A 21,944-nucleotide genomic window follows, 5' to 3' on the forward strand; every position below is an offset into this window, starting at 1 on the left:
TCGCAGCAGGAGAAAACCGCCATGCCTTCGGGCTGGCGGTTTTTTTATGCGCGTTATCTGCTGCCATCGCCTTTACCTTTGGCTGAGTTGCTGCACACTTAAACGGTGTAATGACACCTGTACTGAAACCGAGGGCAGGCGTCATCGGGCCTCTAATCGGCCTCTACTCAGGAGAATACAGCATGAACATTTCGGATCTCCTCACCTACTGCATGAGCAAACCGGGTGCGGAGCAAAGCTATAAAAATGAATGGGATGCAACGCAGATTAAAAGCGAAGGCGTACTGTTTGCCATGGTGCACGATATGAAAGGGCGTCCGGCGCTGTCGTTGAAAACCTCGCCTGCGCTGGCTGATTTATTGCGCGAAGAGCACAGTGATGTATTTCCGAGCGAGCATTTGAATAAGTCGCACTGGAGTACGCTATGGCTGGATGGTTCGCTAAAGGATTCGCAGATTTATTATCTGGTGGAGGCTTCCTGGCAACAGGCTGACGCCACGCGCGCGGCGGGCGTCAGCCATGATGAAGACGCGCGCTAATTAAGCCGCTGACTCCTCACGCAGGGTGTTGATATCAATCACGAAGCGGTATTTCACGTCGCTTTTCAGCATACGTTCGTAGGCTTCGTTAATCTGGTTCATGGCGATCAGTTCGATATCGGAAGTAATGCCGTGCTTGCCGCAGAAATCCAGCATCTCCTGTGTCTCAGCGATACCACCGATCAGTGAACCGGCGATGCTACGACGTTTGAAGATCAGATTAAATACCTGTGGAGCTGGGTGATCGTGCTCTGGCGCACCCACCAGCGTCATGTTGCCATCGCGTTTCAGCAGGGCAATAAACGGGTTGAGATCATGCTGAGCGGCCACGGTGTTGAGGATGAAATCGAAGCTGTTGGTGTGCTGCGCCATTTGATCGGCATCTTTCGAAATCACCACTTCATCGGCACCCAGGCGCTTACCGTCTTCAATCTTTGAAGGTGAGGTGGTGAACAGCACCACATGTGCACCCATCGCATGAGCGATTTTCACGCCCATGTGACCCAGGCCGCCCAAACCGACGATACCCACTTTCTTGCCTGGGCCGACGTTCCAGTGACGCAGCGGTGAGTAAGTGGTGATACCGGCACACAGCAGCGGAGCAACACCTGCCAGCTCAAGGTTCTCCGGCACGCGCAGTACGAAGCTCTCATCAACTACCATGCTGGTGGAGTAACCGCCGTAGGTGATGGCGCCGGTTTCGCGATCTTCACCGTTATAGGTGCCGACAAAACCGTTTTCACAATACTGCTCCAGCCCTTCCTGGCAGCTTGGACAGCTGCGGCAGGAGTCAACCATACAGCCGACACCGACCAGATCGCCCACTTTGTACTTGTGAGTGTGGCCGCCAACGGCGGTAACGCGTCCAACAATTTCATGGCCTGGCACCACCGGGAAGATGGTGTTTTTCCATTCGTTGCGCGCCTGATGCAGGTCAGAGTGGCAAACGCCACAGTACATCACTTCAATCTGCACATCATGAGCGCGCAGCTCGCGCGGCTTATAGTCGAACGGGGCGAGTTTGGTTTTCGCGTCCTGTGCGGCATAGGCATGCGTAATATTCATGGTGTCTCCAGTCGGGTGTGTCGTGAGTGTTTTGCGGGATCCCGCTCAGCGTACTGAAGGGACAAAGACGTATTGAGCTACGCCAAAAAGGAACTGTGTAAGGATAGTCAGCAGGATGAGATGCGTATATGCCTGAAGTTGTCTGATTCTTGCCTGTTTCTGCATTTTGCTGCGGAATCTGACAGCGAGGTATCAGGCCCGATTGACTGCAATATTCGGCGGATAAACTGAGGGGCGTGACGCCTGTGTATTGAAGAAATGAGAAGGCCCGCATTGCGGGCCTTCAATTTTACTTCTTCTTCAGCATCGGCTTGAGGAAGCGAGCGGTGTGGGATTTTTCACACTCCGCCACGGTTTCTGGCGTGCCTGAAATCAGGATTTCGCCGCCGCCGCTACCGCCTTCTGGGCCGAGATCGACAATCCAGTCTGCGGTTTTGATCACGTCAAGATTGTGTTCAATCACCACAATGGTATTGCCCTGATCGCGCAACTGATGCAGCACTTCCAGCAACTGCTGAATATCAGCAAAGTGCAGACCTGTCGTCGGCTCATCAAGGATATAAAGCGTCTGCCCGGTGCCGCGTTTCGACAGCTCACGCGCCAGCTTAACGCGCTGCGCTTCACCGCCTGACAGCGTGGTGGCAGACTGACCGAGGCGAATATAGGACAGGCCAACATCGATCAGCGTTTGCAGTTTACGCGCCAGCGCAGGTACGGCATCAAAGAACTCGCGTGCTTCTTCGATGGTCATATCCAGCACTTCATGAATGCCTTTGCCTTTGTATTTAATCTCCAGCGTTTCACGGTTATAGCGTTTGCCTTTGCACTGATCGCACGGCACGTACACATCCGGCAGGAAGTGCATTTCGACCTTGATCACGCCATCGCCCTGACAGGCTTCGCAGCGTCCGCCACGCACGTTAAAGCTAAAGCGACCTGGATTGTAGCCACGGGAACGCGACTCTGGCACACCCGCGAACAACTCGCGTACCGGCGTGAAAATACCGGTGTAAGTGGCCGGGTTGGAGCGCGGCGTACGGCCGATAGGGCTCTGGTCAATGTCGATGACTTTATCGAAATGCTCCAGACCCGCGATTTCACGATACGGTGCCACTTCCGTGGTGGTCGCGCCGTTCAACTGACGCTGCGCAATCGGGAACAGCGTGTCGTTGATCAGTGTGGATTTACCGGAACCGGATACACCGGTGATACAGGTAAACAGACCGACCGGAATTGTTAGCGTGACGTCTTTCAGGTTGTTGCCGCGCGCGCCGGTGAGTTTCAGCACTTTCGCCGGATCGCCTTTTACGCGCTGTTGCGGAATGGCGATTTCGCGTTTGCCGCTCAGGTACTGCCCGGTCAGCGAGGCTTCGTTAGCCATAATGGCATGCACATCACCCTCGGCCACCACCTGGCCGCCGTGCACACCCGCGCCAGGGCCGATATCAATCACGTGGTCAGCTGCACGAATCGCATCTTCATCGTGCTCAACCACGATCACGGTGTTGCCGAGATCGCGCAGGTGAATCAGCGTACCAAGCAGGCGTTCGTTATCGCGCTGATGCAGACCAATTGATGGCTCATCCAGTACATACATTACGCCCACCAAACCTGCACCGATCTGACTCGCCAGACGAATACGCTGCGCTTCGCCGCCCGATAAAGTCTCCGCGGAACGCGACATCGACAGATAATTCAAACCGACGTTAACCAGGAAGCTCAGGCGATCGCCGATCTCTTTCAGGATTTTTTCGGCGATCTGTGCGCGCTGTCCGCTGAGTTTCAGATTGCGGAAGAAGTCGGTGGCATGGCCGATGCTCATCTCAGAAATGGTCGGCAGGTTAGTGTTCTCAACAAACACATGGCGCGCTTCACGGCGCAGTCGAGTGCCTTCACAGCTGGTGCAGGAGCGGTTGCTGATAAATTTCGCCAGCTCTTCGCGCACCGCATTGGATTCCGTCTCTTTATAACGGCGTTCCATGTTGTGCAGCACACCTTCGAACGGATGGCGACGCACTGAAGTATCACCACGATCGTTGATGTATTTGAATTCGATATTCTCTTTGCCGGAACCGTACAGAATCACTTCACGCGCTTTGTCGCTCAGGCTGTTAAACGGCGCTTCGACATCGAATTCCAGATGCTCTGCCAGCGAGCGCAGCATCTGGAAGTAATAGAAGTTGCGGCGATCCCAACCACGAATTGCACCGCCAGCCAGTGATAACTCAGGGTTTTGCACCACGCGATCGGGATCGAAATACTGCTGCACGCCCAGACCATCACAAGTTGGGCAGGCACCAGCCGGGTTGTTGAACGAGAACAGGCGCGGTTCCAGTTCACTCATGCTATAGCCACAAATCGGGCAGGCAAAGTTAGCCGAGAACAGCAACTCTTCAGCAGCGCTGTCATCCATATCCGCAACGATGGCAGTACCGCCACTCAAGGCCAGCGTGGTTTCAAAGGATTCTGCTAAACGCGTTGCCAGGTCATCGCGCACGCGGAAGCGGTCCACCACGACTTCGATGGTGTGCTTTTTCTGCAGTTCCAGCTTGGGCGGATCGGACAGATCACAGACTTCGCCATCAATACGGGCACGGATGTAACCTTGAGCGGCAAGGTTTTCCAGCGTTTTGGTGTGTTCGCCTTTGCGATCTTTCACCACGGGCGCCAGCAGCATCAGACGACGACCTTCTTCCTGTGCCATGACCTGATCCACCATCTGGCTCACGGTCTGTGCTGCCAGCGGAACATCGTGGTCCGGGCAGCGCGGCTCGCCCACACGGGCAAACAGCAGACGCAGATAGTCATGGATTTCAGTAATGGTCCCGACTGTGGAGCGCGGGTTATGAGAAGTCGATTTCTGCTCAATAGAGATAGCGGGCGAGAGACCTTCAATATGGTCGACGTCCGGTTTCTCCATTAATGAAAGAAACTGGCGCGCATAGGCCGAGAGCGATTCAACATAACGACGCTGACCTTCTGCATACAACGTATCAAACGCCAGCGAAGACTTACCGGAACCCGACAGACCGGTGACCACAATCAGCTTATCGCGAGGGATGATCAGGTTGATATTCTTCAAATTATGGGTGCGAGCACCGCGGACTTCGATCTTATCCATTCACCTTTCCCGGATTGAACAACACTCGCCATGCCTTGCCAGCACGACCAGCAGAAACGCGTTAGTATGGCACAAAAAATAAACTGAATAAATATCCAGTGCTTTTGCTATTCTGTGTGCTGAATAAAAATTGCGAGCCTGCTCTGAAGTGGGAACCGTCATTGTGACGTGATACAATTTTTGGCTTAGACTTTTAGCATCAACTCATCGGGAGACAGCAACATGGCCAGTCGTGGCGTAAACAAAGTGATTCTAGTCGGGAATCTGGGTCAGGATCCGGAAGTGCGCTACATGCCAAATGGTGGCGCGGTAGCCAACATTACGCTGGCCACGTCGGAAAGCTGGCGCGACAAGCAAACCGGTGAAAACAAAGAGATTACTGAATGGCACCGTGTTGTGTTGTTCGGCAAACTGGCTGAAGTGGCAGGCGAATACCTGCGTAAAGGCTCTCAGGTTTACATCGAAGGCCAGCTGCGTACCCGTAAATGGCAGGATCAGGGCGGCCAGGAAAAATACACCACCGAAGTGGTTGTGAACGTTGGCGGCACCATGCAGATGCTGGGTGGACGTCAGCAGGGCGCGAACGCAGGTGGCGCACCGATGGGCGGCCAGGGCGGCGGTAATAACAATGGTTGGGGCCAGCCTCAGCAACCTCAGCAGCAGCCTCAGGGCGGCGGCAACCAGTTCAGCGGCGGCGCACAGCAGCGTCCGCAACAGCAGAGCGCACCGGCGAACAACGAACCGCCAATGGACTTTGACGACGACATCCCGTTCTAAGTCGACGCGCACGCACAACTACACGCTAAGGCCTCGTTTAACGGGGCTTTTTTGTATCTGACTCTCAGGTTTCTCAATCAAAAGAAGGGACGCATTTCCCGTCAAGGAGTGATAATGAAACAGCAACAGGCAGAAGCGTTATTAAAAGTCGCACTGGCGAATGATCATGCTCAGTTTCGTCGTGGGCAGTGGGAAGCGATAGATGCACTGGTGAATCAACAGCAGAAATTATTGGTGGTACAGCGGACTGGCTGGGGTAAAAGCTCCGTCTATTTCATCAGCGCCAAGATTTTTCGCGATCGCGGTATGGGCCCGACCATCATTGTATCGCCGCTACTGGCGCTGATGCGTAACCAGATTGAGTCGGCTCGACGGCTGGGTATTGTTGCTGAAACCCTCAATTCTTCGAACAGTAGTGACTGGCACTCGGTAACACAACGGGTGTTGGATAATCAGGTCGATTGTTTACTCATCTCTCCTGAACGTCTCGCCAATGATCAATTCATCGAAACCGTACTGCAGCCGATTGCCAACCGTATCGCGCTCATGGTGATTGACGAAGCGCACTGTATCTCCGATTGGGGGCATGATTTTCGTCCCGATTATCGCCGTATCGTCAGTATTTTGCGGCGGTTACCGGCTAATACGCCGGTACTCGGCACCACCGCAACCGCTAATAATCGTGTTGTTGCAGATATACAGCAACAGATGGGCGACATCGTGATTCAACGCGGTGAGCTGATCCGAAAGAGTCTGGCGCTCCAAACGCTCATTCTACCGAATCAGGCTTCACGTCTTGCCTGGCTGGCGCAAGTCATCCCGACGCTTGAGGGGACCGGGATCGTCTACACGCTTACCGTTCGTGATGCCGAACAGGTGGCGGCCTGGTTACGCACGCAGCACATTGATGCGCGTGCGTATCATGGCAGCGTTGAGGCCGCGGGTTTCGACAGCAGCAACGACTATCGTCAACACCTTGAGACCTTGCTGCTGACTAACCAATTGAAAGTGTTAGTGGCGACAACCGCACTGGGTATGGGATATGACAAACCTGATTTGAGTTTCGTTTTGCACTATCAGGCGCCCGCTTCCATCGTTGCTTATTACCAACAGGTCGGGCGTGCGGGACGTGGCATCGATCATGCGGTTGGGGTGCTGATGTCAGGCGGTGAAGATCGCGATATTCACCAGTTCTTCCGGCAGTCTGCGTTTCCGGCAGAAACTCAGGTGCATGATATTTTGCAGGTGCTGGAGGAGAGCGATGGTTTGTCGATTCGTGATATCGAACAGCAAACCAATCTGCGCCAGGGGCAAATTGAAAAAGTGCTGAAATTGCTCAGCGTTGAAAATCCTGCACCGGTAATTAAAGTAAAAAGCCAATGGCGGAGAACGCCTGTCGCTTATCAGCTGGATCGAGAACGTAGTGTGCATTTGACGCAACAGCGCGAACAAGAGTGGCAGGAGGTGCAGCGCTATATCGCACAACGCGGTTGCCTGATGACGTTTCTGCGATTATCACTGGATGATGCAGACCCCGTATCCTGTGGCAAATGTGCCAGTTGTCTCGGACGATCATTGATTGACCCGCGGGTGGATGCAGCATTGGCTCATCAGGCGGCGACTTTTCTACAGCGCGCCGAAACGGTTATTTCGCCCAAAATTCAGGTGGCTGCTCAGGCGTTTGAAGAATACGGATTTCGCGGCAATTTACCTGCCACTCTGCGCGCGCAGGAAGGTCGGGTGCTTTCGCGCTGGGGAGATGCCGGGTGGGGATCTCGCGTGGTGGCCGAGAAAGCAGCAGGCCATTTCAGTGATGAACTTGTGGCGGCCATAGCGGAAATGATCGAACAGCGCTGGCAGCCAGCACCTGCGCCCCAGTGGGTTTGCTGCGTACCTTCATTGCGCCAGCCTCAACTGGTGGCGGATTTTGCCCGCCGATTGGCACTGCGACTTGGCTTACCCTTTGTGGATGCACTGCAAAAAGTGAAAGATAACCCTCGGCAGCGCTTGCAGAATAATCGATTCCATCAATGTCGTAATCTGGATGGCGCATTTTCCGCCAGCGCTAATCTGCCAGCCACTGCGGTATTACTGGTAGACGATATTATTGATTCGGGTTGGACGATGGCAGTGGCTGCAGCCCTGCTTCAACAAGCGGGAAGTGGTATTGTCTATCCGCTGGCGCTAGCAACCTCAACGGTGAAAGAGTGATGAATTTATCTCCCGTCGCGCAAGCAACGCTATTGTTAACCAGTTACTTCTCCCGCCAGAGCGAGGATGAGGTTAAGCCGCTCAGTAATGCGGAATGGGGAAGATTTGCCCTGTGGTTAAAACAACAATCCGCGACACCCGCCGATCTACTCAGCTCTGGTGCTGATGTTATGTTAGCCGCCTGGATTGATCCCCATATCACACGCGAGCGAATTGAAACGCTACTAAGTCGTGGTCATAGCCTGGCATTAGCCGTCGAGCGTTGGCAGCGTGCGGGGTTGTGGGTGTTGACGCGCTCTGAAGCTGAATACCCAAGGCGGCTCAAGCAACAACTGCGTACTGATGCGCCACCGGTGCTGTTCGGGTGTGGTGATATCACTTTGCTAAATCAGCCAGGCTGTGCGGTAGTGGGTTCGCGGAATGCCAGCGAAGAGGATTTAACCTTTAGCCGCCAGATTGCGGCAAAAGTTGCCTCTGCGGGGTTCAACCTGATTTCAGGGGGGGCAAGAGGCATCGATGAAGCCGCCATGCTGGGCGCATTGCAGCACAACGGAGCGGCCATTGGCGTGGTCAGTGATAGCTTGCTGACCGCTGCGACCAGTGCTAAATGGCGCAAAGGGCTAATGGCAGGCAATTTACTGCTGCTTTCGCCTTTCTATCCGGAAGCGGGCTTTACTGTCGGTAACGCGATGGCGCGCAACCGATATGTTTATTGCCTGGCGAGAAGTGCGTTGGTGGTGCACGCGGGTAACAAGGGCGGGACGCTGGCCGGTGCGGAGGAGAATCTACGCAAGCAATGGGTCCCGTTGTGGGTTAAGCCCACCGACGATGTGCAGGCCAGCAACGCCCAACTGGTCACACAGGGAGGACAATGGTGCGCGGCTCACCCCGATGACATTGATGTTACGCAATGGATGGCCGTTCCCCATGATCAGCCCTATCAACAGGATGATTTATTGAGCGGCGCATGGCCTAAGACAACCAACAAGGTCGACGTTGCTGGTGTGGCTCAGGAACCGGAAGGAATCTGGCATCCTGCGGATTTTTATCAGATTTTTCAGGCGCAATTGCCTGCACTGGCCGCCTATCCGGTCACGATTGAAGATCTGGGCTTGCGAACTGGTCTGCATCAGATTCAGCTGACTGAATGGTTGCAGCGTGCGGTGCATGAGGGACTGATTGAACAGCTGGCAGGAACAAACCGTTATCAATGGAAGCGTAAAATATAGCTGCTGAATGCCACCCATAATGGAAGCCGGACAATTCTGCCCGGCTGGGCTACATCAATGTGGTCGCCACTCCCGCAGTAAATCTTCAGTATCACGCACGAACACCGGATTACCCGGCAGAATCAAATCCGCCCAAATTTCATTGTGCTGATTGATCTGCTGTTGTGCGGAAACGTAAGTCCGATCGGCCGTGGTATGCGCATCGGCGGCAACGGTGATGTGATAACCCAGGCTGGCGCCAACCTTGATGGTGGTATCCACGCAGTAATCGGTCGCGCAGCCGCAAATCACAAAGCTTTCAATGTCATGCTGATCAAGCTGAGCCGCCAGGTCGGTTTGCCAGAAGCTGTCACAGGCGGTCTTATTAACGTAGATCGCATTGGTTGGTTGTTCCAATTCCGGCACGATCTGCCAGCCTTCGCTGTTTACTTCCAGGCCTGGCCCAACATGCTGAATAAAAATCACCTGATCGGCTGCTGCCGTGAGTTGATTGATGCGCTGACAACGTCCGTCACGATCGAAACGTGGCGAAGCCAGCACGCCGTTTTGCATATCCACTACCACTACAACCCGATTAGCCATCACCGCCTCCTTTATAGACTGGATGACAGTATCGCGATTGTTACGCCTGCAGGTAAAGCAAATCCGCTTTGCATTTCAGCCCGCCACCGCGCATGCTAATTAACCTGTTTTTGGGAGGTGTGACGTGAAGGTGGTTCCGGAAATCTTTCCTGATAAGTGCGATCAAGCGCAGTTCCAGCATTTCGCTGAACTGCCCGGTATCGAACTTTATCAGGCGCACATCTCGCGTTACGCCTTTGAGCCGCATACCCATGAAGCCTTTGGCATCGGCACCATTGAATCCGGGGCACAGCGCTTTCGCTATCGCGGCACGCACTACACGGCACCACAGCATTCGCTGGTGATGATGAATCCTGATGAGCTGCATACCGGGGAGTCAGCCTGTGATGAGGGCTGGCGTTATCGCATGATCTATATTGAACCGCAGGAGATGGAGCGCCTGACCGGCGATCGTCACTGGTGGTTTAGTGAGGCGCTGCGCACGGATATCCGCCTGGCACAGCCCTTTTCCCAGCGACTGGCACAGATGTGGCAAGCCAACAGCGCGCTTGAACGCGAGGGGCTGCTGCTGGAACTGTTGGAACAGTTACGCCCGCTGGCGCATCAGGGAAAATCCCGACCAGAAGAGGGCGCCCACCGCTTTGATGCGGTAAAAGCTTATCTGCGCGAAAACCTGGCGGAGCCGGTTCGCCTCGATGAGCTGGCCGCCCTGGCGTCATTGTCGCCGTGGCATTTTCTCCGCAGCTTCAAACAACACTTCCATGTTACGCCACACCAGATGCTGATGGCCTTTCGCCTGTTCGAAGCCAAGCAACGTTTAGGGATGGGAGAAAGCGCGGCTTCGGTGGCGGCGACCGTTGGATTGACCGATCAGGCACACCTCACGCGCGCGTTTGCCCATCGCTATGGCATCACGCCAGGGCGCTATCAAAAGCAAGTTTTCCCCTCACGTTAACCGCAATCTGCTACAAGCCTTTTTTATCCGGTTACGCCACACTGCGGCGGAAAGGTCATAAAGGAAAAGAGAATGTTTGCAGGAATCGTGTTTGCACTTGCCGCAGGACTGATGTGGGGGTTGATTTTTGTCGGCCCGCTGTTGATCCCAGACTATCCGGGCACCCTACAATCAGCCGGACGCTATGTGGCATTCGGTCTGGTGGTACTGCCGCTGGCGTGGCTGGATCGCCGCCGTCTTAAACAACTGGCGCGCAAAGATTGGCTGGAAGCGCTGAAACTGTCGCTGGTCGGTAATCTGCTCTATTACGCCTGCCTCGCCAGTGCTATCCAGCGCACCGGTGCGCCGATCTCGACCATGATTATTGGCACGTTACCGGTGGTGATCACCGTGACGGCCAACCTCTGTTACGGTCACCTTGAAGGGCGACTTTCCTGGCGTAAGCTTTTCCCGGCGCTACTGATTATTGCTGCCGGTCTGGCCTGCGTGAACGCTGCCGAGATGCAGATGCAGGGGCCTGATTTTGAATGGTCGCGCTACCTGACAGGATTATTGCTGGCGATATTAGCGGTCGCATGCTGGACCTGGTATCCGCTGCGCAATGGTATCTGGTTGCGGGCACATCCCCAGCACAAAGCCGGTAGCTGGGCGACGGCACAGGGTTTGGTGACCTTACCGCTGGCGCTGGTGTTCTATTTATTAGTCTGCGGCCAGCTGTACTGGCAGCAGCCTGACTTCGCATTGCCCTTTGGCCCGCAGCCCACACGCTTTCTCCTTCTAATGCTGGGGATTGGCCTGATTTGTTCATGGCTGGGCACGCTATGCTGGAATGCGGCCAGCCAGCGAGTGCCAACGGTGATCATGGGGCCACTGATTGTGTTCGAAACGCTGGCGGGTTTGTTGTGGACTTTCCTCTGGCGGCAGAGCTGGCCGCCGCTGCTCACCGGCATCGGTATTGGATGTCTGATCGTGGGCGTGATCTACGCGATGCGTATCAAACCGCAGCCACAGGTCAGTGCGCTCTGACGTGAATTTCTGGCTGCTGGGCAGGGTGCTCAGCAGCGCTTTCTCTAGTGTTTTTAGGAATTTGCCCCCTCTGATTTGCGCGACCACTCGCTTTTTTTATCCTCAATTACCACCGCGATATAACTTTCCCTCTCTTCACGCTCCCTGTTTTGACGTCACTTTGTCATAACACCTGCACCGTCCTGAGGGTTCCTCCACTCTCTCAACAGGGTGAAACGGGGATGATGAGTCTCAGGAACGGGTGAAAAGTATGCGTTGAGAGCGTTAAAAATGTTTTCTATATGCATTTTTATTGCGATTTGGCACTGAAAATCACTGCCATAAGCCACGATTTTCTCAAGGCGAAGCTATCAGGTTGAGATTCATCCGCTGAAATCACATAAAAAAATGATTAAACACAGAGATGAATTACCGGGCGATATTTCTCATTAGTTGCCATTTTTAACTGTAATTGTTTAGGTATGATAACGTTTCCAATCCGGATGAATCCTGGTGCTGTTATCAGAGCATCGCTCTGGCTAAATGACGATTCGTGATCGTCACCTAAAGTGACAGGTCCAATAAAAAGAAGAGTCAGTGTGTGAGCGATTACATGTCGTTGTTCATCACTGCTTAACAGATTTATCTGCATTCAGGTCTGAACATTAATGTCGATAAAGTAATAAACGAAGCACCAATCTCACCGAAATGAGATTGGGCTGCGTCTAAAAGGCTTGAATAGCGAGACTTTTGCTGATGTGAATCAATTTTACCGCAAAAAAGGAAGCAAATCCGCGATGATATTCATCAGGAAAAAATGGTGCGAATTGTTATGTTACGAACGCCGAATTAAATGATCTTCATCTCTTCTGGTAAGAACAAATCTCAGCATTAAGTCAAATAACAACGGTCTCAATGGTGTTAGCGATTATCGGAACCTGAAGGATAGTGGTAAACACTGCGGCTAATATCCAGCAAGCGGCAGCTACGACGTGTTCCAATGTCGAAGGTAGTTTGCAGGAAGTTAACGGCCTGACGCTTCTCATTAGTGGTGAAGAAGTTTTTCAGCACACTTTGCAGCATCTCTTTATCGGAACTCAGTGACTGCAGCTCGCGGGTAAGGTTTTGTAGTTTATCCTCCAAATCTTTGATTTTTCTACCCTCTTCTGAAGAAAGCCCAGAGAACTTTTTCTTCCAGCTATAGAAGGTGGCCTCGGAAATGCCAAGCTCTTCACAAATCTCCCTGACTTTCACTCCCGTTTCAGAAGCTTTAATGGCATTTGTGATTTGCTCTTCGCTATATCGTGACTTTCTCATAAATGCTCTTACCTTTCTTATCAATTAGTGGATGAGAATTACTGTATTAATATCTGGTACTGCAAAAAGAGTATTAATGCAGTATTAAAGTGCGCGATTAGAATTGCGAGGTTTAAATTAAGTTATTTAGAATAAATATCATCATGGGATAAATCTTATTTTATTCTGAATGACATTGAACGCCTTCCTGGCTTTGGGTTTTTGATATAGATTCATTCCATCCCAAATGCAGAAAAATACTACAATCATTGGAAATACGGCATAACCTGTTTGTGAAAATCACAGGGTGTGCCAGTAAACCTTTGCTTCGAATTCAGGCTGAAATCGTTTACATCCGCAGAGTTTCGCACCATGTTTAATCGGAATTTTCCTGAATTCATTCAAAGAATCCTGACGGGAGTCTCATTTTTCGGACCAGTTTGGTTTGAAGTTATTAATTTAAGTCAGGCCCACTGAGCGCTTGTTAATTCATTTCAAGGACGTTGTACCGAAAGGCAGTTGCTGTAAGTAATACTAAGGATCAGTCGATGAAATTGAGCGTAATGTCTAATGCCGCCTGGATGATGTCTGAGAAGATCGTCTCGGTGTTTGGCGTCATATTTGTGACCTCCTACGTGGCGAAGTCATTTGGCCCGACCATATTCGGCCAAATGGCGTTTTCAACCTCGTTGTTTTCGATGGTACAGACCGTAGCGATTTTCGGTACCGAAACCATCCTGTTCAAACGCATCAGCAAGAGCGCGCCGAAAGGCCTGCGCCTGATGACGGTGGCCCGCACCATGCGGTTGGTCTTGTTGCTGCTGACCTCCATTCCGGTGTTGATTTGGGTGTGGTACAACATGCAGGAAAATTTCCTCGCGTTTGCCCTGGCCTCGTTTATCTCCTCCGTCTTTGTGACGCAGGACACCTTCAGCGTATACAACAACGCGCGTCTGGCTTCCCGGCTTAACACGGTAGCTAACTCGGTTGGCCTGCTGTTGGGCTTTATCCTGAGTTTTACCATCGCCTGGCTGCACCTCAACCCCCTGTGGCTGACGCTTTCGATTGTCATGGTTACGCTGGTGCCGTACGTCATTAAACGGTCTAACTTTTATCGCGAAAACCAGGACATGGCACCACCGCAGGAGAAGCGTAATACCTACCTGCGCTATCTGCTGTACGCCGGTTTACCGTTGGCGATTTCCAGCATTTTCATCTCCGTGCAGGTTAAGGCAGCCCAGATGTTTCTGGCGGGCATTGTCTCAGCTCGCGACCTCGGCCTGTTTGCGGCCGCTAATACCATTGCGGCGTCCTGGATTTTCATCCCGGTTGCCATCATCACTTCCTGCTTCTCGGAGATCTTCCGGGAGCGCGGAGCAGCCGCCATCAAGCTCACTGCGCGGCTGAACGGCTATGTCATGGGTGTTTCATTGTTGTTGTTAGCGGTGATCGCGCTGTATGGCGAACAAATCATCATCGCTTTATATGGTCACGAGTACACACAGTCAGGGAGTCTCATTACGTTACTGTCGTTAGCAACCTGCTTTTCGGCAATGGGGACCGTAGCGTATCGCTACATGGTGAAAGAGGGCGGATTTAACTATCTGCTGAAGAAGATCGTCTGCCTGATGGTGATCAGCCTGCCGCTGTCATGGTGGTTGATCCAGGGCTACGGCATCATGGGTGCCGCCTGGAGCGTCTTCATCTCTGAACTTCTGTCCCTCACCGTAATGAATTACTTCTTCAATAACGGCGTCATTCAGAAGATTCAAGTTTCCTCACTCAACTACAAAACCTACAAATGAGGTCAGATATGCTCAAGTTGAAAGATGAACTCAGAAGAAGTGTCCAGTACTTCATCAAGAAGATGCCCTGGGCTTACCAGGACCGCATCTACTACTTTCATAAATTCCGCAAACTGCCCAATTTGCGTCAGCCGAAAGTGTTCAATGAGAAGGTGCTGTACCGGAAATTCGTTTTTGGCGACTACCAAATCTATGGCCGCCTGTCGGATAAATATTCGGTGCGCGAATACATCGCCGAGAAAGTGGGTAGTGAATACCTGATCCCGCTGGTGTATGAAACCAGCGATCCACACTCGCTGCATACGCTGCCAAGTTGGAAGAATACGGTGATCAAGCCCAATCACGGTTCCAATATGGTGGAAATCCTGTTGGAAGAGCCGGATGCGCTTAAGAAACAGAACATTATCAGTGACTGCCATCGCTGGTTGAAAACCGACTTCGCCAATGAAGCGCGTGAGATTCACTACCGCTACATCAAGCCACGTATTTTGGTGGAGCAGTACATTGGTGATGGCAAAACTGCGCCGATTGATTACAAGTTTCACATGTTCAATAAGCGCGACGGCAGCTTTGAGTATGTGCTGCAGGTGATTTACAACCGATGTAACCCCTTACTGTCGATGAATTTCTATGTGAACAACCTCAATGAGGCCTATCACAAAATCCGCGATACCGGGCTGGATGTGTCTCCGATTATGGCGCAGTTACAGCACGCATTAGCGCTGAGCAAAACGCTGGCGAGTGATTTTGATTATGTACGTGTGGACTGGTACATCGATGGTGATCGGATTTACTTTGGCGAGCTGACGTTTACGCCAGGGGCCGGGCTGGTGACAGGTCTGGATCGTGGGTTAAACCAGATGATGGGTGATATGTGGATTCAAGACCGCCGCGGTACGCAGATACCGGGTGTTACAGTGCCGGAAGTGGCTATTCCAGCCGTATTGAAGAAAATTTGAGTATCACACAGCAAAATAAAAAACCCCGCTCAGCGGGGTTTTTTATTGGCTGCGATTAAGGCATCGGCCAATCAGCAGGCGTCTGGCTCATCACTTCAATGAAGGCGTTTTTGGAGATTTCCATGAAGTTATGCAGATTCTCCATGCTCAGGGTAATACCGAGCAGGCCGGTGACGAACCAGCAGGACATGCCCACACCAATGCCGCCACACATCAGCGCCATCACGTGGTGACTGTTCTGACGCAGTTTAATTTTCATGGTGCTGGCGAAGAACATCATGATGGCGCTGAGCAGCTCCCAACGCATGACGATTAAACTGGTGGTTAACGTAGCCATCTGCAAAAACCTCTTAAATCAGTAATATCCCTGACGTTGATTGGACATCACTGGCGGCAAAGAAGGAGGGTCAGGGAGGCCCTTCTGGCCGTCTTACGCGGGGCGAAATCTGTGACTTGGGTCACATTATATCACTCGATTTGAAAGTTTGAACAAAATTTATACCTGGTATGGTAGAAAGATTTTTATCGAAGCGGGGGAGAAATCGAGGGTGAGGCGGGAAGGTGCGCCCGCGAAGGGCGCGCAGAATGTCACTGAACCGGGCAGCACTCGCCGGTGGTGCGCTGAGCGAAGCTGTTCATGCTATCACTGCAATCAAAACTCAGCAGACGCGGGCGCTGAGTCATCGCCTGACGGCGCATGGTGTGACGATAGGCCGTTGGCGTTTGAGAAAACTGACGGCGGAACACGCGCGAAAAAGTTTGCTGCGAGTCGTAACCGTATTGCATCGCGATATCGAACACTGGACGCTGCGTCTGACGTAGCGCTTCCGCAGCCAGCGTGAGGCGGCGCTCACGAATATAGCCACCCAGCGTTTGTTTCGTCACGGTACGGAACATACGCTGCAGGTGCCATTTGGAGTAGCCGGATTTAGCCGCCACTTCATCGATCGACAGGGCCTTATCCAGATTTTCATCGATCCAGTGTGTCAGTGAATGAATGATTTCCTGTTGCATCATAGCCTCATCCTTCTGAAAGGTTTATCGGGTTTGAAATTCGAAGTTTTGATGGGGTGCGAGTATAATTCCTCAAGTTAACTTGAGGTAAAGGCCTTAAATGAAAAAAGAACGCAATTACCCAAAGCCGGTGTTAACGCCGGGTGAAGTGGCTAAACGTAGCGGCGTGGCCGTATCCGCGCTGCATTTTTATGAAACCAAAGGTTTAATTTTCAGTTCGCGCAATGGCGGCAATCAACGGCGTTACAGCCGAGATGTGCTGCGCCGCGTGGCGATTATCAAGATCGCGCAACGCATCGGCATTCCGCTGGCCACTGTCAGCGACAGTTTGATGCACGTGCCGGCCAATAAGCGTATGTCGACCCAGGAGTGGGATGCGCTGACACAGCACTGGCGAGAAGAGCTGGATAAGCGTATCGAAACTCTGACGCGCTTACGTAACGATCTGGATGGGTGTATTGGCTGCGGTTGTTTGTCGATGCGCGATTGCCCGCTGCGTAATCCTGGTGACCGTCTGGCGCAGCAAGGTTCGGGAGCGGTGCTGCTCGACCCTGAACAGGACGAGCATAAAGGTTAATCCGCTATACTTGCCGGGAGACTTTGACCGGCAAGGAAAACCGCATGATTACCGTTCACCATCTGGAAAATTCCCGTTCGCACCGTGTGTTATGGCTGCTGGAAGAGCTGTCGGTGCCGTATCAAATTAAACGTTATCAGCGCGAAGATACGCTGCTGGCGCCGGATTCATTAAAGAAGATTCATCCGCTGGGTAAGTCGCCGGTGATTACCGATGGCAATCGCGTGATCGCCGAGTCGGGTGCGATTTTGGAGTATCTGCAGCAAAAATATGATAGCGAGCATCTGTTCGCCATCGCTGATGAGGATGAACAGATTCAGGCGCGTTACTGGCTGCATTATGCGGAAGGGTCGCTGATGCCATTGCTGGTGATGAAGTTGGTGTTTGGGCAACTCGGGAAGAAGCCGGTGCCGTGGATTTTACGTCCGGCAGGCGTGGCGTTGAGTAAAGGGATTCAGAAGGCCTGGCTGAATAAGCAGTTGAAGCTGCACGGTGGCGTGATTGAGCAGCATCTTAGCCAGCATCGTTATTTCGCCGGGTCGCGGTTTAGCATCGCCGATGTGCAGATGAGTTTCCCGCTGCTGGCATTGCAAGTGCGGGGATCGTTGCAAGAGATGCCGGCCACCGCGCGCTGGCTGGAATCGATGCAGCAACGCGCCGCCTGGCAACGTGCGATTGAGCAGGGCGGGGCGATTACGATCAGTTAATGCACTAAGGTTAGCGAGGGGGCGCTAAAGGTTGGGGGCTGTGGGTTGGGTGCTGTGGATTAGCGCTGTGGGTTGGGTGCCATGCCCAACAAAGGCCCGCCCGATCGCAAAGGAATCACGCATCCATGCAGATCGGCCGCGCCGTCCATGGCGCGGACGCTTTGCTCTTCGGGCGGGCCTTTGCTGGGCCTCAAGTTGGTTATCGCTTCAAGTTGCAGCAACCTTATACCTTTGGCGCAGTTGGTGAGGAAAACTATGCGATATATGGAGCAGGCCGTGATTTTTAAGTCATCCATGGTGTGAAGGCTTTGCTCCTCGTGCGGGCCTTTGCTGGGCCTCAAGTTGGTCATCGCTTCAAGTTGCAGCAACCTCATACCTTGTGTGCAGTTTGTGAGGGGAATTTATACGATGAATGGGAAAAATCGTGATTTTCCAGCCAGTTCCGCGCCCCAAAAAATCGCCCCGGACAGTGTAACCACATTGTTAACCCGCGCCAGTCTGCGCTTTATCCTGCCTGATAATCGATTAGTAGTTGAAAACCCCATAGCAAACGCCAGATAATCGTTTGCCTTTTTCCGTGTCCCCCCTTTTACGACCTGGAATACGCGGCCACGTAAACGTTTGCCTCTTTTCTCTTTGAGAACCTTCACCAGGATGATGCGCAAACGCGGGCCGTGGGGCTCATTACATCTTAAAAAACGCAGAGGATTTACTATGTCTGGCGATTCACGCCCGGCCAGTGGAAAACTGGACGCCTGGTTCAACATCTCGGCACGCGGCAGCAGCGTGCGTCAGGAAATTTTGGCGGGGTTAACCACCTTTTTAGCCATGGTTTACTCCGTCATTGTCGTGCCGGGTATGCTCGGTAAAGCCGGCTTCTCTCCGACCGCTGTGTTTGTGGCAACCTGCCTGGTCGCCAGCTTCGGCTCGATCATTATGGGATTGTGGGCCAACCTGCCCATGGCGATTGGTTGTGCGATTTCACTGACTGCTTTCACCGCCTTTAGCCTGGTGCTCGGCCAACACATTAGCGTGCCGGTTGCTCTTGGTGCGGTATTCCTGATGGGCTTGCTGTTCACGTTGATTTCGGTCACCGGGATTCGCGCATGGATTTTGCGTAACCTGCCGATGGGCGTGGCGCACGGCACGGGCGTGGGTATTGGTCTGTTCCTGCTGCTGATTGCGGCGGACGGCATTGGCCTGGTGGTGAAGAACCCGGCACCGGGCTTGCCGGTGGCACTCGGTCATTTCACCTCGTTCCCGGTGATCATGGCGCTGATTGGTCTGGCGGCGATTTTTGGCCTGGAAAAGCGTCGTGTGCCAGGCGGTATTTTGCTGACCATCGTGGCGATCTCTGTATTGGGACTGATTTTTGACCCGGCGGTGACTTATCAGGGGCTGTTCGCTATGCCGAGCCTGAAGGATGCCAACGGCCAATCCGCGATGTTTAGCCTTGATATCATGGGCGCGTTGCAGCCAGTGGTTTTACCAAGTGTGCTGGCGCTGGTAATGACTGCCGTGTTTGATGCCACCGGCACCATTCGTGCGGTGGCGGGCCAGGCGAATCTGCTGGATAAAGACGGCCAGATTATCAACGGTGGCCGCGCGCTGACTACCGACTCCGTCAGCAGCCTGTTCGCCGGTTTGGTCGGTGCTTCGCCTGCGGCGGTTTATATCGAATCGGCAGCCGGAACGGCAGCGGGCGGTAAAACCGGCCTGACGGCGATTGTTGTCGGTCTGCTGTTCCTGCTGATTCTGTTTATGTCTCCGCTGGCCTATCTGGTGCCGGCTTACGCGACGGCACCGGCATTGATGTACGTTGGCCTGCTGATGCTGAGCAACGTGGCGAAGATCGATTTCAATGATTTCGTCGATGCGATGTCGGGTTTGGTCACCGCCGTGTTCATCGTGCTGACCTGCAACATCGTCACCGGCATCATGCTCGGCTTCGGCTCGTTAGTGATTGGCCGCATCTTTGCGGGTGAATGGCGCAAGCTGAACGTGGGCACGGTGGTGATTGCTGTTGCGCTGGTGGCCTTCTATGCCGGTGGTTGGGCCATCTGACTTTTGAACGCGCTTAATTCCAGATAAGTCTCTTTCTGGTCCACGCCGCACGCAGGGTTGCCCCTTTGTGCGGCGTTTTGTTTTACACTTTCCAGCGCAACAACATCGCTTTAATGAAATTGATTCGCCTAAGGAAAGCATGGAAATCTTCTTTACTATTCTCATCATGACGCTGGTGGTGTCACTCTCCGGCGTGGCGGCGCGCATATTGCCGTTCCAAATTCCCCTGCCGTTGGTGCAAATCGCCGCCGGTGCCTTGTTAGCCGTGCCGAGCTTCGGCCTGCATGTCGATTTTGACCCCGAACTGTTCCTCGTGCTGTTTATTCCGCCCCTGCTGTTTGCCGATGGCTGGAAAACGCCGATTAACGAATTCCTGCACCACGGACGCGAGATCATGGGCCTGGCGCTGGTGCTGGTGCTGATTACCGTGGTCGGGATCGGTTATCTGATTTACTGGCTGGTGCCGGGTATTCCGCTGATCCCAGCATTCGCACTGGCGGCGGTGCTATCTCCTACAGATGCCGTGGCGCTCTCCGGCATTGTCGGGGAAGGGCGTATCCCGAAAAAGATCATGTCGATTGTGCAGGGTGAAGCCCTGATGAACGACGCATCCGGCCTGGTATCACTGAAGTTTGCGGTTGCGGTGGCGATGGGCACCATGGTGTTTACCTGGGGCGGCGCCAGTGTGGAGTTCCTCAAAGTGGCGATCGGCGGTCTGGTCGCGGGTGTGGCTGTGTGCTGGCTATATGGCCGCTCGCTACGTCTGTTAAGCCGCTGGAGCGGTGACGATCCGGCAACGCAAACCGTGCTGCTGCTGCTGTTGCCTTTCGCCTCTTATCTGATTGCCGAACATCTGGGCGTGTCAGGCATCCTCGCGGCAGTCGCGGCGGGTATGACCATTACCCGTTCTGGCATCATCCGCCAGGCACCGCTGGCGATGCGTTTACGTGCAAACAGCGTGTGGCAGATGCTGGAGTTTGTGTTTAACGGCATGGTGTTCCTGATGCTGGGCCTGCAGTTGCCAGACATTCTTGAAACATCGGTACAGCAGGCGACTGCCGATCCGAACGTCGAGCTGTGGATGCTATTTACCGATGTCGCCCTGGTGTATGGCGCATTGATGATTGTGCGCTTTGGCTGGCTGTGGATGATGCAGCGTGCCAGCCTGCGTTTCCTGAAGAAGAAGCCGCTGGAGTTCTCTAACTACTCATTCCGTGAGTTGCTCATCGCTTCTTTTGCCGGTGTGCGTGGTGCCATTACGCTGGCCGGTGTGCTGTCGATTCCGCTGTTCCTCAGCAATGGCGAACCGTTCCCGGCGCGTTATGAACTGGTGTTTATTGCCACCGGCGTGATTCTGTTCTCGCTGTTTGTCGGGGTGATTCTGCTGCCGATATTGTTACGCGGTATGGAAAGCACCGACAAATCGGGACATCGCCGTGAAATCCAGCATGCGCGTGCGGCAATGGCCAATGTGGCGATTGAAAGCCTGCACAAAATGGAGCAGCGGCTGGAAAACGATGCGGAAGAGAATATCGATCCGGAACTGTTGAAAGAGGTCAGTCTGCGGGTGATTGGCAACCTGCGTCGCCGTGTGGTGGGCAAAGATGAGGTCGATCAGGCGCTGTTTGCCGAAAACCTGGAGCGCCGTTTCCGCCTCAATGCGCTGCGTGCTGAGCGCGCCGAGGTCTATCACCTACGCGCCACGCAGGAGATCTCTAACGAGACGATGCAGAAGCTGCTGCGCGATCTCGATCTGCTGGAAGCGTTGCTGATTGAGAAAGAGGAGTAAACCAGGCGGCCTGATGGAGTGCGGGCCAGAGCACCTCTGCTGCTGCCGGGCCGTCCTCGCGCCGCTGACGCGGTGCCTTCGGCTTCCACGTCGTGCCTACGGACCGTTCGGGTAAGGCCGTCCTGGCCAACCCGAACTGCCAGCCGCATCCCTGCGCCTGGCTCCTGGCCCAACGTAAAAGCCTCAGCGCTGCGGATAGCCCTTGCAGCAGCAGGGGCGCTCTGGCCTCTACTATCGTGCCCCTTTTTA

Annotated in this window: 20 protein-coding genes; 13 read left to right on the plus strand and 7 right to left on the minus strand. The window is 53.5% G+C overall.

From position 1 onward, the window contains the following. Positions 1-182 precede the first annotated feature (182 nt). Positions 183-539 (plus strand): MmcQ/YjbR family DNA-binding protein, encoded by a 357-nt coding sequence (locus ACXI0A_RS03140; RefSeq protein WP_200573621.1) that lies wholly within the window; start codon positions 183-185, stop codon positions 537-539. Here the strand turns inward: ACXI0A_RS03140 and ACXI0A_RS03145 are convergent, their stop codons facing one another. Together ACXI0A_RS03145 and uvrA are read right to left on the minus strand one after the other, a co-directional pair. Beyond that, positions 540-1,604 carry an NAD(P)-dependent alcohol dehydrogenase gene (locus ACXI0A_RS03145; RefSeq protein WP_224932150.1) on the minus strand — a complete coding sequence of 355 codons (1,065 nt, stop codon included), beginning with the start codon at positions 1,602-1,604 and terminating at the stop codon, positions 540-542. It lies immediately after the preceding gene. A gap of 289 nt (positions 1,605-1,893) precedes the next feature. Continuing rightward, positions 1,894-4,725, minus strand: coding sequence for an excinuclease ABC subunit UvrA (uvrA, locus tag ACXI0A_RS03150; protein ID WP_476150421.1), 2,832 nt, complete (start codon positions 4,723-4,725; stop codon positions 1,894-1,896). A gap of 222 nt (positions 4,726-4,947) precedes the next feature. Here uvrA and ssb1 point away from each other — a divergent pair, with 222 nt between their 5' ends. From ssb1 to ACXI0A_RS03165, 3 genes are all read left to right on the plus strand, one after another. After that, positions 4,948-5,502 carry a single-stranded DNA-binding protein SSB1 gene (gene ssb1 / locus ACXI0A_RS03155; protein WP_476150419.1) on the plus strand — a complete coding sequence of 185 codons (555 nt, stop codon included), beginning with the start codon at positions 4,948-4,950 and terminating at the stop codon, positions 5,500-5,502. A 114-nt stretch (positions 5,503-5,616) separates the two neighbouring features. Further along, complete coding sequence (locus ACXI0A_RS03160) at positions 5,617-7,713, plus strand: RecQ family ATP-dependent DNA helicase (RefSeq protein WP_476150417.1); 2,097 nt, start codon at positions 5,617-5,619, stop codon at positions 7,711-7,713. Then, positions 7,713-8,942 carry a DNA-processing protein DprA gene (locus ACXI0A_RS03165; RefSeq protein WP_476150416.1) on the plus strand — a complete coding sequence of 410 codons (1,230 nt, stop codon included), beginning with the start codon at positions 7,713-7,715 and terminating at the stop codon, positions 8,940-8,942. The genes ACXI0A_RS03160 and ACXI0A_RS03165 overlap by 1 nt, the downstream gene beginning before the upstream one ends. 54 nt (positions 8,943-8,996) lie before the next feature. Here the strand turns inward: ACXI0A_RS03165 and ACXI0A_RS03170 are convergent, their stop codons facing one another. Continuing rightward, the gene (locus ACXI0A_RS03170; RefSeq protein ID WP_476150414.1) at positions 8,997-9,524 is read right to left on the minus strand and encodes an isochorismatase family protein; all 528 of its coding nucleotides are present in this window, start codon (positions 9,522-9,524) and stop codon (positions 8,997-8,999) included. Between the two features lie 124 nt (positions 9,525-9,648). Between ACXI0A_RS03170 and ACXI0A_RS03175 the strand changes: the two genes are divergently transcribed. Both ACXI0A_RS03175 and ACXI0A_RS03180 read left to right on the plus strand, forming a co-directional pair. Further along, positions 9,649-10,479, plus strand: coding sequence for an AraC family ligand binding domain-containing protein (locus ACXI0A_RS03175; RefSeq protein WP_476150412.1), 831 nt, complete (start codon positions 9,649-9,651; stop codon positions 10,477-10,479). Positions 10,480-10,551: 72 nt separating this feature from the next. Beyond that, positions 10,552-11,505 carry a DMT family transporter gene (locus ACXI0A_RS03180; RefSeq protein WP_224932161.1) on the plus strand — a complete coding sequence of 318 codons (954 nt, stop codon included), beginning with the start codon at positions 10,552-10,554 and terminating at the stop codon, positions 11,503-11,505. 900 nt (positions 11,506-12,405) lie between these two features. Here the strand turns inward: ACXI0A_RS03180 and ACXI0A_RS03185 are convergent. After that, the gene (locus ACXI0A_RS03185) at positions 12,406-12,801 is read right to left on the minus strand and encodes a transposase (protein WP_034826907.1); all 396 of its coding nucleotides are present in this window, start codon (positions 12,799-12,801) and stop codon (positions 12,406-12,408) included. A 527-nt stretch (positions 12,802-13,328) separates the two neighbouring features. On the opposite strand from ACXI0A_RS03185, the gene ACXI0A_RS03190 reads away from it, so the two are divergent. Further along, on the plus strand, positions 13,329-14,585 hold the full coding sequence (locus tag ACXI0A_RS03190) for an oligosaccharide flippase family protein (RefSeq protein WP_476150409.1): 1,257 nt from the start codon (positions 13,329-13,331) through the stop codon (positions 14,583-14,585). A gap of 8 nt (positions 14,586-14,593) precedes the next feature. Beyond that, on the plus strand, positions 14,594-15,544 hold the full coding sequence (locus ACXI0A_RS03195) for an ATP-grasp fold amidoligase family protein (RefSeq protein ID WP_224932166.1): 951 nt from the start codon (positions 14,594-14,596) through the stop codon (positions 15,542-15,544). Positions 15,545-15,599: 55 nt separating this feature from the next. Here ACXI0A_RS03195 and ACXI0A_RS03200 read toward each other — a convergent pair whose 3' ends face one another. Next, positions 15,600-15,881, minus strand: coding sequence for a YjcB family protein (locus ACXI0A_RS03200; RefSeq protein WP_200573642.1), 282 nt, complete (start codon positions 15,879-15,881; stop codon positions 15,600-15,602). Positions 15,882-16,132: 251 nt separating this feature from the next. Further along, the gene (gene soxS, locus ACXI0A_RS03205) at positions 16,133-16,561 is read right to left on the minus strand and encodes a superoxide response transcriptional regulator SoxS (protein ID WP_224932168.1); all 429 of its coding nucleotides are present in this window, start codon (positions 16,559-16,561) and stop codon (positions 16,133-16,135) included. A gap of 97 nt (positions 16,562-16,658) precedes the next feature. Here soxS and soxR point away from each other — a divergent pair, with 97 nt between their 5' ends. From soxR to ACXI0A_RS03220, 3 genes are all read left to right on the plus strand, one after another. Continuing rightward, on the plus strand, positions 16,659-17,135 hold the full coding sequence (soxR, locus tag ACXI0A_RS03210) for a redox-sensitive transcriptional activator SoxR (protein WP_034826898.1): 477 nt from the start codon (positions 16,659-16,661) through the stop codon (positions 17,133-17,135). 44 nt (positions 17,136-17,179) lie between these two features. Next, positions 17,180-17,842: a glutathione S-transferase N-terminal domain-containing protein gene (locus tag ACXI0A_RS03215; RefSeq protein WP_476150406.1), complete on the plus strand. Its 663-nt coding sequence runs from the start codon at positions 17,180-17,182 to the stop codon at positions 17,840-17,842. A gap of 125 nt (positions 17,843-17,967) precedes the next feature. Beyond that, positions 17,968-18,129: a hypothetical protein gene (locus ACXI0A_RS03220; RefSeq protein ID WP_476150405.1), complete on the plus strand. Its 162-nt coding sequence runs from the start codon at positions 17,968-17,970 to the stop codon at positions 18,127-18,129. 114 nt (positions 18,130-18,243) lie between these two features. On the opposite strand, the gene ACXI0A_RS03225 is transcribed toward ACXI0A_RS03220, so the two are convergent. Next, a complete protein-coding gene (locus tag ACXI0A_RS03225) occupies positions 18,244-18,507 on the minus strand; it encodes a hypothetical protein (protein ID WP_476150403.1) in 264 nt (87 codons plus the stop codon). Between the two features lie 49 nt (positions 18,508-18,556). Between ACXI0A_RS03225 and ACXI0A_RS03230 the strand changes: the two genes are divergently transcribed. Together ACXI0A_RS03230 and ACXI0A_RS03235 are read left to right on the plus strand one after the other, a co-directional pair. Next, positions 18,557-19,906 carry an NCS2 family permease gene (locus ACXI0A_RS03230; RefSeq protein WP_224932173.1) on the plus strand — a complete coding sequence of 450 codons (1,350 nt, stop codon included), beginning with the start codon at positions 18,557-18,559 and terminating at the stop codon, positions 19,904-19,906. 139 nt (positions 19,907-20,045) lie between these two features. After that, positions 20,046-21,695 (plus strand): Na+/H+ antiporter, encoded by a 1,650-nt coding sequence (locus ACXI0A_RS03235; RefSeq protein WP_476150401.1) that lies wholly within the window; start codon positions 20,046-20,048, stop codon positions 21,693-21,695. The last annotated feature ends 249 nt before the right edge of the window (positions 21,696-21,944 follow it).

It is taken from the genome of Pantoea sp. C1E2 (assembly GCF_056491465.1).

What these genes read in the sequence shown, in the direction of transcription:
- ACXI0A_RS03140 (WP_200573621.1), top strand. Translation starts at nt 183, where the DNA reads ATGAACATTTCGGATCTCCTCACCTACTGCATGAGCAAACCGGGTGCG.
- ACXI0A_RS03145 (WP_224932150.1), bottom strand. Translation starts at nt 1,604, where the DNA reads ATGAATATTACGCATGCCTATGCCGCACAGGACGCGAAAACCAAACTC.
- uvrA (WP_476150421.1), bottom strand. Translation starts at nt 4,725, where the DNA reads ATGGATAAGATCGAAGTCCGCGGTGCTCGCACCCATAATTTGAAGAAT.
- ssb1 (WP_476150419.1), top strand. Translation starts at nt 4,948, where the DNA reads ATGGCCAGTCGTGGCGTAAACAAAGTGATTCTAGTCGGGAATCTGGGT.
- ACXI0A_RS03160 (WP_476150417.1), top strand. Translation starts at nt 5,617, where the DNA reads ATGAAACAGCAACAGGCAGAAGCGTTATTAAAAGTCGCACTGGCGAAT.
- ACXI0A_RS03165 (WP_476150416.1), top strand. Translation starts at nt 7,713, where the DNA reads ATGAATTTATCTCCCGTCGCGCAAGCAACGCTATTGTTAACCAGTTAC.
- ACXI0A_RS03170 (WP_476150414.1), bottom strand. Translation starts at nt 9,524, where the DNA reads ATGGCTAATCGGGTTGTAGTGGTAGTGGATATGCAAAACGGCGTGCTG.
- ACXI0A_RS03180 (WP_224932161.1), top strand. Translation starts at nt 10,552, where the DNA reads ATGTTTGCAGGAATCGTGTTTGCACTTGCCGCAGGACTGATGTGGGGG.
- ACXI0A_RS03185 (WP_034826907.1), bottom strand. Translation starts at nt 12,801, where the DNA reads ATGAGAAAGTCACGATATAGCGAAGAGCAAATCACAAATGCCATTAAA.
- ACXI0A_RS03190 (WP_476150409.1), top strand. Translation starts at nt 13,329, where the DNA reads ATGAAATTGAGCGTAATGTCTAATGCCGCCTGGATGATGTCTGAGAAG.
- ACXI0A_RS03195 (WP_224932166.1), top strand. Translation starts at nt 14,594, where the DNA reads ATGCTCAAGTTGAAAGATGAACTCAGAAGAAGTGTCCAGTACTTCATC.
- ACXI0A_RS03200 (WP_200573642.1), bottom strand. Translation starts at nt 15,881, where the DNA reads ATGGCTACGTTAACCACCAGTTTAATCGTCATGCGTTGGGAGCTGCTC.
- soxS (WP_224932168.1), bottom strand. Translation starts at nt 16,561, where the DNA reads ATGATGCAACAGGAAATCATTCATTCACTGACACACTGGATCGATGAA.
- soxR (WP_034826898.1), top strand. Translation starts at nt 16,659, where the DNA reads ATGAAAAAAGAACGCAATTACCCAAAGCCGGTGTTAACGCCGGGTGAA.
- ACXI0A_RS03215 (WP_476150406.1), top strand. Translation starts at nt 17,180, where the DNA reads ATGATTACCGTTCACCATCTGGAAAATTCCCGTTCGCACCGTGTGTTA.
- ACXI0A_RS03220 (WP_476150405.1), top strand. Translation starts at nt 17,968, where the DNA reads ATGCAGATCGGCCGCGCCGTCCATGGCGCGGACGCTTTGCTCTTCGGG.
- ACXI0A_RS03230 (WP_224932173.1), top strand. Translation starts at nt 18,557, where the DNA reads ATGTCTGGCGATTCACGCCCGGCCAGTGGAAAACTGGACGCCTGGTTC.
- ACXI0A_RS03235 (WP_476150401.1), top strand. Translation starts at nt 20,046, where the DNA reads ATGGAAATCTTCTTTACTATTCTCATCATGACGCTGGTGGTGTCACTC.